The organism is Pseudomonas sp. R5(2019) (assembly GCF_009905435.1).
Classification (GTDB): Bacteria; Pseudomonadota; Gammaproteobacteria; order Pseudomonadales; family Pseudomonadaceae; genus Aquipseudomonas.
Genome location: NZ_JAAAMT010000009.1, coordinates 42,226 through 56,726, shown reverse-complemented (window position 1 = coordinate 56,726; position 14,501 = coordinate 42,226). Strand labels below are relative to the sequence as shown.

The 14,501-nt window shown below is 61.6% G+C and carries 18 protein-coding genes and 1 riboswitch; of the genes, 7 read left to right on the top strand and 11 right to left on the bottom strand.

The annotated features are described in order from the left end of the window. Positions 1-197: 197 nt before the first annotated feature. Together GUY40_RS08370 and GUY40_RS08365 are read right to left on the bottom strand one after the other, a co-directional pair. Positions 198-1,877 carry a fatty acid--CoA ligase gene (locus GUY40_RS08370; protein WP_166568480.1) on the bottom strand — a complete coding sequence of 560 codons (1,680 nt, stop codon included), beginning with the start codon at positions 1,875-1,877 and terminating at the stop codon, positions 198-200. Between the two features lie 121 nt (positions 1,878-1,998). After that, positions 1,999-2,628: a LysE family translocator gene (locus tag GUY40_RS08365; protein ID WP_166568479.1), complete on the bottom strand. Its 630-nt coding sequence runs from the start codon at positions 2,626-2,628 to the stop codon at positions 1,999-2,001. Positions 2,629-2,801: 173 nt separating this feature from the next. On the opposite strand from GUY40_RS08365, the gene GUY40_RS08360 reads away from it, so the two are divergent. The 3 genes from GUY40_RS08360 to GUY40_RS08350 all read left to right on the top strand — a co-directional run bounded on the left by GUY40_RS08360 (position 2,802) and on the right by GUY40_RS08350 (position 5,640). After that, positions 2,802-3,764: a 2-hydroxyacid dehydrogenase gene (locus GUY40_RS08360; protein ID WP_166568478.1), complete on the top strand. Its 963-nt coding sequence runs from the start codon at positions 2,802-2,804 to the stop codon at positions 3,762-3,764. 45 nt (positions 3,765-3,809) lie between these two features. Beyond that, complete coding sequence (locus tag GUY40_RS08355; protein ID WP_166568477.1) at positions 3,810-4,808, top strand: class I SAM-dependent methyltransferase; 999 nt, start codon at positions 3,810-3,812, stop codon at positions 4,806-4,808. Between the two features lie 39 nt (positions 4,809-4,847). Next, a riboswitch (yybP-ykoY riboswitch) is annotated at positions 4,848-4,967 on the top strand. Positions 4,968-5,055: 88 nt separating this feature from the next. Further along, complete coding sequence (locus GUY40_RS08350) at positions 5,056-5,640, top strand: TMEM165/GDT1 family protein (RefSeq protein ID WP_166568476.1); 585 nt, start codon at positions 5,056-5,058, stop codon at positions 5,638-5,640. A 243-nt stretch (positions 5,641-5,883) separates the two neighbouring features. Here the strand turns inward: GUY40_RS08350 and GUY40_RS08345 are convergent, their stop codons facing one another. The 4 genes from GUY40_RS08345 to GUY40_RS08330 form a co-directional block, all read right to left on the bottom strand. After that, entirely contained in the window at positions 5,884-6,696 is an 813-nt protein-coding gene (locus GUY40_RS08345) for a M48 family metallopeptidase (protein WP_166568475.1), read from the bottom strand. A gap of 92 nt (positions 6,697-6,788) precedes the next feature. Continuing rightward, positions 6,789-7,409: an SOS response-associated peptidase gene (locus tag GUY40_RS08340; protein WP_166568474.1), complete on the bottom strand. Its 621-nt coding sequence runs from the start codon at positions 7,407-7,409 to the stop codon at positions 6,789-6,791. A gap of 18 nt (positions 7,410-7,427) precedes the next feature. Further along, positions 7,428-7,688 carry a putative signal transducing protein gene (locus GUY40_RS08335; RefSeq protein WP_166568564.1) on the bottom strand — a complete coding sequence of 87 codons (261 nt, stop codon included), beginning with the start codon at positions 7,686-7,688 and terminating at the stop codon, positions 7,428-7,430. Beyond that, positions 7,688-7,870, bottom strand: coding sequence for a CPXCG motif-containing cysteine-rich protein (locus GUY40_RS08330; protein WP_166568473.1), 183 nt, complete (start codon positions 7,868-7,870; stop codon positions 7,688-7,690). Before GUY40_RS08330 ends, GUY40_RS08335 begins: the two co-directional genes overlap by 1 nt. Positions 7,871-7,994: 124 nt before the next feature. Between GUY40_RS08330 and GUY40_RS08325 the strand changes: the two genes are divergently transcribed. Beyond that, on the top strand, positions 7,995-9,161 hold the full coding sequence (locus tag GUY40_RS08325; RefSeq protein ID WP_166568472.1) for a 1-acyl-sn-glycerol-3-phosphate acyltransferase: 1,167 nt from the start codon (positions 7,995-7,997) through the stop codon (positions 9,159-9,161). Positions 9,162-9,282: 121 nt separating this feature from the next. On the opposite strand, the gene GUY40_RS08320 is transcribed toward GUY40_RS08325, so the two are convergent. Beyond that, positions 9,283-9,555 carry a hypothetical protein gene (locus GUY40_RS08320; protein WP_166568471.1) on the bottom strand — a complete coding sequence of 91 codons (273 nt, stop codon included), beginning with the start codon at positions 9,553-9,555 and terminating at the stop codon, positions 9,283-9,285. A gap of 180 nt (positions 9,556-9,735) precedes the next feature. Between GUY40_RS08320 and GUY40_RS08315 the strand changes: the two genes are divergently transcribed. Further along, complete coding sequence (locus GUY40_RS08315; protein WP_166568470.1) at positions 9,736-9,942, top strand: hypothetical protein; 207 nt, start codon at positions 9,736-9,738, stop codon at positions 9,940-9,942. Between the two features lie 66 nt (positions 9,943-10,008). On the opposite strand, the gene GUY40_RS08310 is transcribed toward GUY40_RS08315, so the two are convergent. After that, a complete protein-coding gene (locus tag GUY40_RS08310) occupies positions 10,009-10,593 on the bottom strand; it encodes a YajG family lipoprotein (protein WP_166568469.1) in 585 nt (194 codons plus the stop codon). A 168-nt stretch (positions 10,594-10,761) separates the two neighbouring features. Between GUY40_RS08310 and GUY40_RS28220 the strand changes: the two genes are divergently transcribed. After that, the gene (locus tag GUY40_RS28220) at positions 10,762-10,887 is read left to right on the top strand and encodes a hypothetical protein (protein WP_256675680.1); all 126 of its coding nucleotides are present in this window, start codon (positions 10,762-10,764) and stop codon (positions 10,885-10,887) included. 669 nt (positions 10,888-11,556) lie between these two features. Beyond that, a complete protein-coding gene (mqo, locus tag GUY40_RS08305; protein ID WP_166568468.1) occupies positions 11,557-13,065 on the top strand; it encodes a malate dehydrogenase (quinone) in 1,509 nt (502 codons plus the stop codon). A gap of 55 nt (positions 13,066-13,120) precedes the next feature. Here the strand turns inward: mqo and GUY40_RS08300 are convergent, their stop codons facing one another. The 3 genes from GUY40_RS08300 to GUY40_RS08290 all read right to left on the bottom strand — a co-directional run bounded on the left by GUY40_RS08300 (position 13,121) and on the right by GUY40_RS08290 (position 14,499). Next, on the bottom strand, positions 13,121-13,408 hold the full coding sequence (locus GUY40_RS08300; protein ID WP_166568467.1) for a PA4642 family protein: 288 nt from the start codon (positions 13,406-13,408) through the stop codon (positions 13,121-13,123). A gap of 70 nt (positions 13,409-13,478) precedes the next feature. Next, positions 13,479-13,961 carry a hypothetical protein gene (locus GUY40_RS08295; RefSeq protein WP_166568466.1) on the bottom strand — a complete coding sequence of 161 codons (483 nt, stop codon included), beginning with the start codon at positions 13,959-13,961 and terminating at the stop codon, positions 13,479-13,481. Between the two features lie 64 nt (positions 13,962-14,025). Further along, on the bottom strand, positions 14,026-14,499 hold the full coding sequence (locus GUY40_RS08290; RefSeq protein ID WP_166568465.1) for a WbuC family cupin fold metalloprotein: 474 nt from the start codon (positions 14,497-14,499) through the stop codon (positions 14,026-14,028). Positions 14,500-14,501: the final 2 nt, after the last annotated feature.

Genomic DNA, 14,501 nt, shown 5'->3' with positions numbered 1-14,501 from the left:
AGCCGACTATAGCCAACGGGTTGTAGGGCTTGATCCCTCTAAAGTGTGATTTGCAGATTGCGCCGGTCTGGCACGCCTATTGTGGCGCGACATCGCAGGCTGGCACAGGCCAGGAATCGCTCAAAATCGCGGCTTGACAAGCCAAGCGCTTGCTTGGCTGAGGAAGCCGTGCCCGAGCGGGCACGGCGCAGGGTCGTTCAAAGGGTGGACAAAAAGGGGCTGTTGGCGGCCTGCCACTCACTGACATCCATGCGGATCCGCTTTTTATCCAGCTTGCCGACACTGGTCTTGGGAATTTCAGTAACAAGGGCGATCTGGCTGGGAATGGCCCACTTGTTGATCAACCCCATTTCGACAAAAGGCTTGAGGTGCTCCTTGAGCTCGCGGGCCTCGATTACCTGGCCTTCACGCGCCACCAGCAAGGCAAACGGGCGCTCACCCCACTGCGGGTCAGGGATGCCGACCACCGCCACTTCGCGCACGGCCGCATGGCGGCTGATCAAGTCTTCAAGCTCCAGCGACGAGACCCACTCGCCACCGGTCTTGATCACATCCTTGATACGGTCGCGGATGTCGATCACGCCCATGCTGCAGAGCGTTGCCACATCGCCGGTGTGCAGCCAGCCGCCCTTCCACAGTTCGGCGCCCTTCTCTGCTTCGCGCAAGTAACCCATGGTCAGCCATGGCGCGCGCAGCACCAGCTCACCCTGGGTCTCGCCATCGGCGGGGAGGAAATTACCATCGCAATCAACCACTGCCGCTTCCACCAGCGGCACCGGCACACCGGCCTTGATGCGGTAGGTGATGCGCTCGTCTTCGCTGCCAGCCAACAGCTCTTCGTTGATGTGGGCGCAGGACACCAGCGGGCAGGTTTCCGACATGCCATACGCCGCTGTCAGCTGAATCCCACGGGCCTTGGCCGCTTCGTACAGCGCGCGGTTGAGCGCGCTGCCGCCAATGATGATTTTCCAGCCGTTGAAATCGGCCGGGCCGGTCTTGGCGTTCAGCAGCATTTGCAGAATGGTCGGCACGCAATGGGAGAAGCTGACCTTTTCCTCGCGCCACAGCTTCACCAGCAACTCGGGGTCGTAGCGGCCCGGGTAGACCTGCTTGATGCCCATCATGGTCGCCACGTACGGGATGCCCCAGGCATGCACGTGGAACATCGGGGTGATCGGCATGTACACATCGTCGGTGCCGAACAGGCGGATGCTGTCGATGCCGCCGACCACCGAGGCCGCCGCCAGGGTGTGCAGCACCAGCTGGCGGTGGGTGAAGTACACGCCCTTGGGGTTGCCGGTAGTACCGGTGGTGTAGAAGGTGGTGGCGACCGAGTTCTCGTCGAAATCCGGGAAGTCGTAGTCTGGGCTGGCGGCGGCGAGCAGTTGCTCGTATTCGCCGACCAGGTTGGGCAAGTCGGCGGTTTTTTCATCGCCATCGGTCAGCAGCAGGGTTTTCTCGACGGTGGTCAGTTGCGGAGCGATGGCGCTATAGAGCCCGACAAAATCGCTGTTGACCAGCACGAAGCGGTCTTCGGCGTGGTTCATGGTGAACAGGATCTGCTCAGGCGACAGGCGCACGTTGATGGTATGCACCACCGCGCCGAGCATCGGGATGGCGAACATGCATTCCAGGTAGCGATGGCTGTCCCAGTCCATCACCGCCACGGTGTCGCCAGCCTTTACCCCGGCTTCGGTCAGCACGTTGGCCAACCGGGCGATCCGTTCGTTGAGCGTTGTGTAGCTGTAGCGCAGTTGGTCCCGGTAGACGATTTCGCGGGTTTTCTCATAGCGATTGCCAGACATCAGCAAGCGCTTGATCAATAGAGGGAACTCGTAGGCGCCTTCGGCCGGCGGAATAATGCGCGTCTGCAACATGGAAATCCCTCTTCAAAGTGCACAAGACTAGACAAGAGGTTTCTACTGTAGAGCGCAGCGACGGCGGGCAAATCAGCCAAAGGTATGATTTGCCCGCCGGGGCGTGTCGACGTTTGACGGGTCAATGCATCTCGGTCAGGGCAATCTTGATGCCCAGCGCCACCAGCACAGCGCCCATGGCCCGGTCGAACCAGTGGCCCATGCGGGCAAAGCCTGCGCGTACCCGTTGCTGGCTGAACAGCATCGCCACCAGGCAGAACCACACACCCGTTGCCACCGCCAGGTACACACCGTAGCCAGCCTGCACGGCCAGTGGCGTGTGCGGGTTGATGACCACCGTGAACAGCGACAGGAAGAACAGCGTCGCCTTGGGGTTCAGGCCGTTGGTCATGAAGCCTGCGACGAAGGCGGCACGTGGGGTGCGCTCGGTCTTGTCGACTTCAAGGGATTCGCTGCCAGCCGCTGCCGGGCCGGCGCGCAGGGCCTTGATGCCGATGTACACCAGGTACGCTGCCGCCAGCCATTTGAGGGCGTTGAACAGCACGATCGACTGGGACACGATCAAGCCGATCCCCAGCAGCGAGTAACCCACATGCAGGAAGATCGCACTGCCCACACCAAAGGCCGTCCAGGTACCCGCGCGGCGCCCGTGGGTCACGCTTTCGCGCACCACCACGGCGAAGTCAGGGCCTGGGCTGGCCACGGCGAGCAGGTGAATCAGGGCAACGGTCAAGAATTCCGTCCAGTACATCAGGCACTCCCAAGTAACAAACTATTTCCAGAACATAACAGTACGCCGTTTGAGTCACTGGGCGACAGGTACAGTTACCGAGGATTTTCCCGAGCGTCGCCGCTCCCCTCCAGCAAACACTCGCGCTAGGATAAACACCCCGCCCGCCCCTCAGCGCACATGGAGTTTGACCGATGAGCACCCACCACGCCGTTTTTCTCGATCACAGTTCGCTGGACCTGGGCGACCTGGACTTTTCCGGCTTGAAAGCGTGCTTCGACAGCCTTGAGCTGTACCCCAGCACTTCGCCGCACCAGCTTCGCGAGCACCTGAAAGGAGCCACGGTGGCGATCAGCAACAAGGTGGTACTGGATGCCGATACCCTGGCCGCCTGCCCTGACCTGAAACTGGTTCTGGTCGCGGCAACCGGCACCAATAACGTTGACCTGGAGGCCGCCCGCGCCCAAGGGATCTGCGTCAGCAACTGCCAGGGCTACGGCACCCCATCGGTGGCCCAGCACACCCTGGCTCTGTTGCTGGCACTGGCGACCCGCTTGCCCGATTACCAACAGGCGGTGGCCGCCGGTCGCTGGCAGCAGGCCAAGCAATTCTGCCTGCTGGATTTCCCGATTGTCGAACTGGAAGGCAAAACCCTCGGCCTGCTCGGCCATGGCGAACTGGGCGGGGCCGTCGAAAGGCTGGCCGAAGCCTTCGGCATGCGCGTGCTGCTCGGGCAATTGCCGGGCCGACCGTCGCGCGCGGACCGTTTGCCACTGGATGAACTGCTGCCGCAGGTCGACGCCCTGACCCTGCACTGCCCGCTCAACGACGCCACGCGCAACATGATCGGCGCCGATGAACTGGCGCTGCTCAAACCGGGGGCTTATATCGTCAACACCGCGCGCGGCGGCCTGATCAACGAGCAGGCGCTGGCCGATGCCCTGCGTAACGGTCACCTGGGCGGCGCCGCGACCGATGTACTGAGCGTCGAGCCGCCGGTGGACGGCAACCCGCTGCTGGCCGCCGATATTCCACGCTTGATCGTCACCCCGCACAGCGCCTGGGGCAGCCGCGAGGCACGCCAGCGCATCGTCGACCAGCTGATGGAAAACGCTCAGGCGTTTTTTGCCGGTAGCCCACGCCGAGTGGTCAGCTGACGCCCACGGGTCTGGTAGACTTCGCCCTTTTTTCAGGAGCCCGCCATGGACCCGCGCAGTGAAGTGTTGCTTCGTCAGGCCGACTTGTTCCAGGGTCGGCTGATGCTGGCCGGCCTGCCCGCCGATGACCTGTTGGGCAAACTGCCGCACGCTCAAGGCTGGTGCTGGCACGCCGGCGATCAGGCAGCCCTTGAGGCGCGCTTCGCCGGGCGAAGCCACTTTGGCGTGCAGGTGCCACAACAGCCGTTCGATGGCGCCGTGCTGTTCTTGCCCAAATCCCGGGACCTGGCCAGCTACCTGCTCAATGCCCTCGCCTCGCAGCTGCAAGGCCGCGAGCTGTTTCTGGTCGGGGAAAAGCGCGCTGGCATCGAGGGCGCAGCCAAACAGCTGCATGCCTTTGGCAAGCCACGCAAGCTCGACAGTGCCCGCCACTGCCAGCTCTGGCAGGTCACTGTTGAAAACGCACCCGCTGCGGTGGCGCTGGAAAGCCTGGCCCAGCGCTACGAACTGGCACTAAACGACGGCCCGCTGACGGTTGTCAGCCTGCCGGGGGTGTTCAGCCATGGTCGGCTTGATCGCGGCACGGCGTTGTTGCTGGAACATCTGCAGCAGCTGCCGAAGGGACACCTGCTGGATTTCGGTTGCGGGGCCGGTGTGCTCGGGGCAGCCGTCAAGCGTCAGTACCCGGCCAGCCAACTGACCTTGCTCGACGTGGACGCTTTCGCGGTCGCCAGCAGCCGCCTGACGCTGGCCGCCAACGGTCTGGAAGGTGAGGTCATTTGCGGCGATGGCATTGATGCGGCGCCACGGTATCTGGATGCGATTCTCAGTAACCCGCCGTTCCATACCGGGGTGCATACCGATTACCGCGCCTCGGAAACCATGCTGCAAAAATCGGCAGAACATCTGAAAAAAGGCGGCGAACTTCGGCTGGTAGCCAACAGCTTCCTGCGCTATCAGCCATTGATCGAAGCGACCATGGGCAACTGTGAACTGCGCGCCGAAGGCCAGGGTTTTCGGATCTACCGCGCCACCCGCGGCTGAAAACTTCGCTTGCCGAATCGGTTTTGGCTAGGCAGAATCCGCTCCGTCCTAGGGGAGTAGTCTCCCACGAGCCCTCGGCTCGTCCGGCCCGCGTCAACATACTTGGTCCACAGACCATGGCGCGTGCGACCCAGGTCCGCTCAGACGGGCCTACGGGTTTGACAAGACCTATGACACGCACACCTTACCCGGGGCGGGAAGGCTGTACGTGTCATAGCCGTGTCGACCCGCCCCCGTAGGAACCCTGATGCTCGAATCCCTTCTCGTACCCACCGCGATCGTGGCCTTGGCCGAAATTGGCGACAAGACCCAATTGCTCGCGCTGATCCTTGCTGCACGCTTTCGAAAACCCTGGCCGATCATTGCCGGCATCATTGCCGCTACTCTGGCCAACCATGCCGCTGCCGGCGTCGTGGGTGCCTGGGTCGGAAGTTTCTTCTCCGAAGCCACCTTGCATTGGATCCTCGCCGCCAGCTTCACCGCCACCGCGCTCTGGACCCTGATCCCGGACAAAATGGACGATGACGAAGCCAGCAGCGCCCGCAAGTTCGGCCCGTTCCTGACCACCCTGATTGCGTTTTTCATCGCTGAAATCGGCGACAAGACCCAAGTCGCCACCGTGATGCTGGCGGCGCAGTACCCGTATCTGATCATGGTAATTATCGGCACCACCCTGGGCATGCTGATTGCCAACGTGCCGGTGGTATTGGCCGGTAATTTCGCGGCCGAGAAGCTGCCGTTGACGCTGATTCGCCGGTTGGCGGCCTGTGCGTTCTTCGTGCTGGCGGTGGTGGCGGTGTATTCGGCGATGAAGGTGAGTGGCTGGGTGTAGGAGCACAGCTTGCTGGCGATGGCCACGACGCGGTCTTACCTAAGATCGCGTCGCTTTCATCGCGGGTCTAGCCCCAATGCCAGTCAGTTAAGGAATGGAGCGCCGAAAACCTAGATGTGGGAGCGGATTTATCCGCGAATCCAGGCGCCGCGCAATGCCTGAAAAACCGCGGTGTCTGAATTCGCGGATAAATCCGCTCCCACATGGATCTCGCCTTAACCGGCATTGGGTTCAGCCCGGCTCCTACTTGGCTTGCTCGTAAAGCGGCATCACCTTCGGAATCGCCGCTTGCAGCGATGCCGTCCGGCTACTGGAAGCCGGGTGAGTGCTCATGAATTCAGGCTGGGAGCCGCCCGAAACTTGCGCCATCTTTTCCCACAAGGTGATCGCGGCATTCGGGTTGTAGCCGGCACGGGCGGCCAATTCCAGGCCGATCAAGTCGGCTTCGTTTTCGTTGCTGCGGCTGTTGGGCAAGGTCAGGCTGTACTGAACCACGGTGTCGGCCAGTGCCAGGCTGTCCTGGCCCAGGCCGAGCAAGGCGCCGGCACCTGTCTTGGCCATTTGCACGCCATACGCCTTGGACATGGCTTCACGGCCGTGTTCACGCAGGGCGTGGGCGATTTCATGGCCCATGACCGCGGCGATTTCATCGTCGGTGAGCTTGAGCTTGTCGATCAGGCCGTTGTAGAAAATGATCTTGCCACCCGGGCCGCAGTTGGCGTTGAGCTCATCACTCTTGATCAGATTGACTTCCCACTGCCACTGCGCCGCATCCGGGCGGAATTTCGGCGTCTGGGCGATCAGCCGGTTGGCAATCGCCTGCACCCGCTTGGCATTGGCGCTGGTTTTATCCAGCACGCCCTTGTTGCTCGCCTCCCCCACCGCCTGCTGGTAGGACTGCGCATACATCTGGTTCACCTGGTCGGTGGACAGCATGCTGAACATGTATTGCTGGCGCTCGACACCCACCGCGCCGCCGCTGGTGGTGTTCACCGGTTGGCAACCAGCGAGCAGCACACTGGCGCTCAGCGCGCCGATTACAAAAGACTTACGCATGACATCACTCCCTGGAATCCTGGCGCGTATGCTAGGCCCACGTCGGCCTGCGCGCTACCGCGATAAGACAGTGTCCCGGGCAGGAAGTGCCGTCAGGCCGGGGTCAGACATTCCGGGGCATTGAGTTTCGGATCATTGACCAGATTGGCCAGCACCCGTTCGCGCAAGCTGGCTTGCGGGGCCGCCAATAGTGTCTGCAAAACCGGCAGCGGCGTATCCGCCGCCAGCCACGCGGCCTGGCCCGCCGCATCGAGAATCAATGGCCGGCGTTGCTCCATGGCCGCTTGGGTGACCACCGCCACGCTCAGCCAGACCTGCTCCTGCACCGGGTAGGCTTCCCAGATCGCCGCAAAAAACAGTGACGAACCCTCCCCGGGCGTCAACCAGTAAGGGCGCTTGCGCACCGAGCCGCGCCACTCGTAAAAGCCGTTGGCCGGCAGCAGGCAACGGCGCAGCCTGAAGGGTTCGCGGAACATGGGCTGCTCGGCCAGCGTTTCGGCGCGGGCGTGGGCAGGGGTGCGGGACAGGTCGGTCAGCCATGGCGGGGTCAGGCCCCAGCGGGCTCGCGCCAGATTCAGGCCGTTTTCATCCTGGCGCTGAATCAGCACCGAATCACCGGGGGAAATATTCCACTGCGCCCGCTGGTCGGCCGGAAAACCGGGCAACGCCGCAAAGGCCGGGGACCAACGGAACAGCGCATAACGTCCACACATCAGGCAAGAAACTCTCTTTCAACAAACCAGCGTACCGGGAAAACTGTCCGGCTCGTCGCCCGGCAGTGGCAAGGCAGCATTGTACTCGGCGATCAGCTGGCGTGCGTATTGCGCCTGGTCATTCTCGACATTCAATGACAGCAAGCCCAACGGCGGCAGCTCACCCACTCCACCGACCAGATCACGGCCGGCCAGGTGCGCCTCCACGCCCTCACTGGCCAGCATGCACAGCAGCAGTTCGCCTTCCAGCAGGTCTTCCGGCTCGTAGATCCGCTGCATCATTCATTCTCGCTTTTGACTTCGAGCATCCATTCGTCACCGTGAACCTGCAAAATGAAGGTGATCGGCCGACAACAGACCGCGCAGTCTTCAATATAGGTTTGATCGCCCCCGGACAGGTCGAGCGTGGTCTCCACCTCTTCGCCACAATAGGGACATTCATAGTGTGTAGTTTCCAGCATCTGGGGCCTGCGCAGTGAGTTGTGCGTATAATCGCCGGTCTATTTGAAGGCCCGTTCCGTGTCTGAGGGTCATTTTTCAGACCGAAGCCTTACCTATTACCCTAGCCGTTTCCAACAAGAGAGCATGATGGGCGAATTCGATGCCATCCGACCGTACAACGACGCCGAGGTCCCTGCCGTGCTGGCGCGGCTGCTCAGCGATCAGGCATTTCTGGATATCCTCACCCACTTTCGCTTCCCGCGCATGGCCACAACCTTCGGCTGGGCGCTGCGCCCACTGATAGCCAAGCGCCTGCGCAAAGAGTTCGCCCAAGTCAATTGTGTGGCGACCTTGCAAGATAAAGTCGAGTTCTACGTCGATCATACGATTGAACGAGCCACTGACGGTGTGACCTACACGGGCGTGGAGCAGTTCAAATCCGGCAGCGCCTACCTGTTTCTGGCCAACCACCGCGACATCGTGATGGACCCGGCCTTCGTCAACTACGCGGTGTACCACGCGGGCCTGCCGACGCCGCGCATTGCCATTGGCGACAACCTGCTGCAAAAGCCGTTTGTCAGCGACCTGATGCGCCTGAACAAAAGCTTTATCGTGCACCGCTCGATCAGCGGGCGCCGCGAGAAGCTGGCGGCCTATCAATTGCTTTCGGCGTACATCAACCACTCGATTCGCACTGACTGCCAATCGATCTGGATTGCCCAGGCCGAAGGCCGCGCCAAGGACGGTGATGACCGCACCGATTCGGCGATCCTGAAAATGTTCCACATGAGCCGCAAGGACGAGCCGTTCGGTGAAGTGATCCAGTCGCTGAACCTGACGCCGGTGTCGATCAGCTATGAATACGACCCGTGCGACCAGGCCAAGGCCCGCGAGCTGTACATCCGTGCCACCACCGGTAGCTATACCAAAGCGCCGGGCGAAGACGACGTGAGCATCGCCCAGGGCATCACCGGCTACAAGGGCCGGGTGCACGTGAACTTCGCCGCGCCGATCACCCAGTCGTTCGACGACACCAAGCAGCTGGCCGCACAAGTGGACCGCGAGATTCTGGGCGGCTATCGCCTGTTTCCGGTGCATTACCTGGCGTATGCGCAATGGGCCGATGCGGACCCTGCGCTGGGCGTGCCCAAGGCGGAAGCGGTGTTCGCCAAGGATGAGCTGGAGAAGGCCAAGGCTGAATGGCAACGGCGTTTGGACGCATGCCCGGCCGAGCATCGGCCGTACCTGGTGCTGCAGTATGCGATGCCGGTGCGTAATCAGTATCGGGTGAAGGCGGGGTTGTCGCTTTAAGCTTCAGATCGCTGGGCGGCCCTGCGGGCCGCATCGCGGCCAGGTCCGCTCCTACATGAGAACGCGGTCTCATGTAGGAGCGGCGGTCCGGCGTTCCGGCCTGGCCGCGAGCTTTTGAGATTTAGAGGCGGGTGCTGATCCAGGACACCAGCAGTGCCATCCCCAGGCACGCAAACCCGAAACGGTAGAAAAACCGGTTCATGCGCACGGTCGGCGCATCGAGCAGCGCCACCGCTGACTCCCCCTGCCCCGCCAGATTGGCCTGTGCCCGCAGTTCGCGGCAGCGCGTGGCATGCAGCAGCCAGCCGCCCGGGCAGGCAAACAGCAGCGCCAGAATGTTCACCAGCTTGGCTGGATGGGCGTTGAACAGGGTCCACAACACTTGCAGCGACATCGAAAAACCTCGGCATAAATCCTGAAACGTATCGAGCGGCGCCGATTCTACGCAATGCGCTCGCAAAAGCCTGCAGCCATACGACCAATGACGAACCGGCCAGCGATTAATTCAGGCCGTCATACGCTCGTCATCCAGACAAGCGAAGGTATTGCACCCCGACCCGACAGGAGCCTTGTCATGCTGCATGCACAGAACCAGGATCGCCTTTACCTGATCACCCCGAGCGACGAACAGGAAGACCTGATCAACGGCTTGTCGATCAACGTTCAGGACCGACAGTGGCTGGTGTACTGCGCCCTGGGCGGCCTTCAGCATTTCGATTTGCCCGAAGTCGACCTGCATACGGGTATCAGCATGCTCGACTTCTACAGCGAAGCGGCCTGAACGAATCCATGAAAAAAGCCCGATGCCGTTGGGCGGCATCGGGCTTTTCATGTCAGCGCGAGCTGATTACTGGCCGAGCACCTGACCAATGGTCTGGTCCTTGAACAGGCGAGTCAGCGCATCGCTGAGGACATCGCCGACCAGCTTGGTGTTGGTCTCCTGGTTCGGCGCCATGCCGAAGCGCTGGTCCAGGGACGCGCCGTAGCGACCGCTGTAACGACGACCGCCGTTGTTCACATCGGCACGGAAGGTGGCGCTGATGGTCGCCTCGGTCACATACAGGCCTTGCTTGGGCGATTGATACTTCAAGTCTGCCAGGGTAACGGTCAACTGAGGGGCGTTGTAGGCGTTCGGCGTCGGGGTGAAGCCCAGCAGCCGCACGGCGGCCTCGGCCTGGGCCTGCAGCTTGGGCAGCACGTCTTTGCTGCTGACCGTAATGGCGCTGGTTTCCGGGTACAGGCCACCGCGAGTGCCCAAGGCTTGCGAGGTGCGGCCATCGACCACGCGGACCACAACCGGCTGACCATGACCGACCGGCGCCAGTTGGGCCGTCAGTTTCGGTTGCGGGCTAAGTTGTTGCGGGCTGTGGGCACAACCGACCAGGGTCAGACTGGTCACAGCGATCAAACCGAACAACAGGCGTTGCAACATGCTCATCTCTCCGGGAATAGGCATTGACAGGGGCGCAGTATAACGGGCCAGAGCCCTGCCTCACCAGCTATGGACCGCGCCGCGTGGTAACCGTGCGTTAGGCCGCTGTCATTTTCATCTCATCGGCGTCGGGTAATCTTGCAGGCAATCGAAGAAGGAAGGCCCGCCATGCGCTTGGGCCGGGTCGAAATCGAAGAGATTCGCCCGCACTGGCTCAACCCGTTTCTACCCGCCAACGCCCGCGTCCAGAGCCTTGCGCCACGCTCCCGCCTGTCGCGTGCCTTGGCCGCTTGATACGCCAGGCGATAAAAGTCCATTAATTAAGATCAATTCCGCGCGTTTCATCGCTATAATCTCCCCCCGATTATAAGGACGTCTCCTGATCGGGCCTCGCACCACCGCTCATGCCCCGCATAAGCACTTCCGAACCGCCCACAGAGAGCCGCCCACACAGGCGATGTGACGCTGGCGTGCCCGCTGTTTTTCAGCGCTCCCCACTCGCACTGACCTGCCGGATCTGCGCACGCGCAGCTCCATTTTTGAGGTTCACGTATCCAAAAGAGCGTGAAAAAACGGTTATTCACTACTTCACAAGAGTGTGGCGAGCAAATGAACAGTTTGGCATGTGTAAATGCTTTTTCGGCGTCCCGATCAGCCCTTATGCGCTGCATGGATTCCTCACTCACCCTGGGAGTCTGATGCCTGTCCACTACGCAAAACGGATGCCTCGACCATAAGTCGAATTGCCGCACCGGTCGCAAAATGCGTTCATAGGGAACGCAAAGCCCGGTTGGTGGCGTCCGCTGACGTTGCAGAACATTGCGAAGAATCGGACATGGCGATCCTGGCCATGGGTGGTCCGCGGGCGAGCGTTAGCCTGACCTGTGGGATACCCGGCAATCGTTGCAGGCCTGTGGATCCTATGCTGTCAATTTGGTGCTGAAAGATTTTGGAGACGCGTTAATGGCGCAGAACGAAACAGTCGACGTGGTATTGGTTGGGGCCGGCATCATGAGTGCCACCCTCGCAGTACTGCTCAAAGAGCTCGACCCGGCGATCAAGCTGGAAGTCATCGAGCTGATGGACTCGGGTGCCGCGGAGAGTTCCAACCCCTGGAACAACGCCGGGACCGGACACGCCGGGCTGTGTGAGTTGAACTACACGCCTCAGGCTGCCGATGGTTCCATCGACATCAAGAAGGCCGTGCACATCAATGCCCAGTTCGAAGTGTCCAAGCAGCTCTGGGCCTATCTGGCCAAGAAGGACACCTTCGGGTCGTGCCGCTCGTTCATCAATCCGGTCCCGCACCTGTCCTATGTCGAGGGCGACAAGGGCATCGCGTTCCTGAAGAAGCGCTTTGAGCTGCTCAAGCAGCACCATGCGTTCGCTGACATGGAATACACCGAAGACAAGGCCAGGATGGCCGAGTGGATGCCGCTGATGATGCCGGGCCGCCCAGCCGACCAGCGCATTGCCGCCACCCGCGTGATGAACGGCACCGACGTCAACTTTGGCGCCCTGACCAACAAGCTGCTCAAGCACCTCGCCAGCGCGCCGGATGCGCAGGTCAAGTACTGCAAGCGCGTCACCGGCCTGACCCGCAAGGGCGATGGCTGGACGGTCAGCATCAAGGACGTCAACACCGGCAACAGCCGTGACGTCGATGCCCGCTTCGTGTTCCTCGGAGCCGGTGGCGCGGCCCTGCCGCTGCTGCAACTGTCAGGCATCGAGGAAGGCAAGGGCTTTGGTGGCTTCCCGGTCAGCGGCCAGTGGCTGCGCTGCGACAACCCGGAAGTGGTCAAGAAGCACCAGGCCAAGGTCTACAGCCAGGCCGCCGTCGGCTCGCCGCCCATGTCGGTGCCGCACCTGGACACCCGCGTGGTCGATGGCAAGACGTCCCTGCTGTTCGGGCCGTATGCCGGCTTCACCACCAAGTTCCTCAAGCACGGCTCGTTCCTTGACCTGCCGCTGTCCGTTCGCGCCAGCAACATCGGCCCGATGCTGGCCGTGGCCCGCGACAACATGGACCTGACCCGCTACCTGATGAGCGAAGTGCGCCAGTCCATGGAACAGCGCCTGGACTCCCTGCGTCGCTTCTACCCAGAGGCCAAGGCAGAAGACTGGCGCCTGGAAGTGGCCGGCCAACGCGTGCAGATCATCAAGAAAGACCCGAAAAAAGGCGGCGTCTTGCAGTTCGGTACCGAACTGGTGGCCGCCCAGGATGGGTCGCTTGCCGCACTGCTGGGCGCATCCCCTGGTGCATCGGTTACGGTCTCTATCATGCTGGAACTGATCGAGCGCTGCTTCCCCGAACAAACCCGCAGCACTTGGGCAGCCAAGCTCAAGGAAATCTTCCCGGCCCGTGAAAAGGCGCTGGAAGCCGATGCGGCGCTGTACCGGAAGGTCACCACCCACAGCGACGAAATGCTGGAGCTGGTCGAGAAGAACAGCGCGACCGAGCACTACGCGTAAGGTTCGCGCCCATAAAAAAACGCCCTTCGGGGCGTTTTTTATGGCTCGAAATCAATCAGCCACGGGCTTTTTCAATGATTTCGATGTACTCCGGCGCATTGCGCTGGTCTTTGATGATGGCGACGAAGTCATTGCCGTGCTCATCCTTGCCATTCAGGTCGTAACCGGCCTCCAGGAAGAAACCGACAAAGCGCTCGAAATCGTCGATGCGCAGGCCACGGTAGGCCTTGATCAGTTTGTGCAGCGACGGCGAAGTGGCCTCGACCGGTTCGAACTCGAGGAACAACTTGATCTGCGCATCGCCGATCTCATCACCAATCACCTGCTTCTTGTCTTTACGCATTGCCGACTCCAACTGAACGATCGCGGACATTTTCACGGGCCGGCAGTTTACCCCCCGGCAGGCACAAGGCTCAACGCGCGCGTACGGCTCCGGTGTGCAAATCGGCCCAGACGTGGCCGTTGGCGTAACTGAGGAACTGCACGTACACCGTGTCGTTGCGCAACAAGTCGAGAATCACCCGGTACTGGCTCAACGGGTAGTTGAGGGTCAGGACTCGGGTTTTGTCATCGAAGAGGGGTTTTTTCAGGCTTTTGCTTTCGGCGTCGAAACTGATCAACACCTGGCTGACGGTGGCGCCTTTGTTCAAGGGCTTGCCTTTCATGCGCAGCAATAAGGGCGAAGTCACCGGAATCGGTTGTTGGTTGGACTGGCGCTGGTTACCGACCACCACACTGTAATCGGTGATCTGCAACAGTTGCTGCTGTTCAGGGTTGCCCTCGCGCAAGCTCTGGTCGTCCGGCGGCAGGAACTGGCTGTGCATGGGCGCTGCCGGGGCGAGCGTGGCGGTCAGTGACAGGGCGAGCGATAACGACAACAGGGTGAACAGGCGCATGGCAGGCTCCGTGAAAGCGGCTCAGCACTCTAGCACGGCCCTGCCATCGGTGAAGCGGACAACATCAGTCGAAGTGAGCGCGCATCCAGGCCTGATACTCGGCCACGCCAGGCTCGCCTTCACGCGGCGCCCAACTGGCCATTTCGCCCTCGCCCACCGGGCGATAGGGGCCAGCCTTGCACTCGAACATCATCGAGTCGGCCTCCAGAACCACCAGGCCATGGAAAGTGCCGGGAGGCAAATCCACGCCCAGGCAATCGCCACCCGCCTTGAGTACGCGCTTGGCCACCACTTCACCGGTTTCAGTGAAGATCAACAGGCCCAGCGTACCCCGCAGTACGATCAAGGTTTCCGCCTTGTCGGCGTTCAGATGCCGGTGCGGCGGAATATAAGTGCCGGGCTGCAGCCCGACCGCCATGCGGTGGCAGGGCTCTTCCATCTGGTGGAAGTTATGGTGCTGACGTCCGCGCGGACTGGCCGCGGCCTTTTCAGCCAGTTCGGCAAACAGCGACTGATCGAGAAAACCGGGCTGGCTCATGG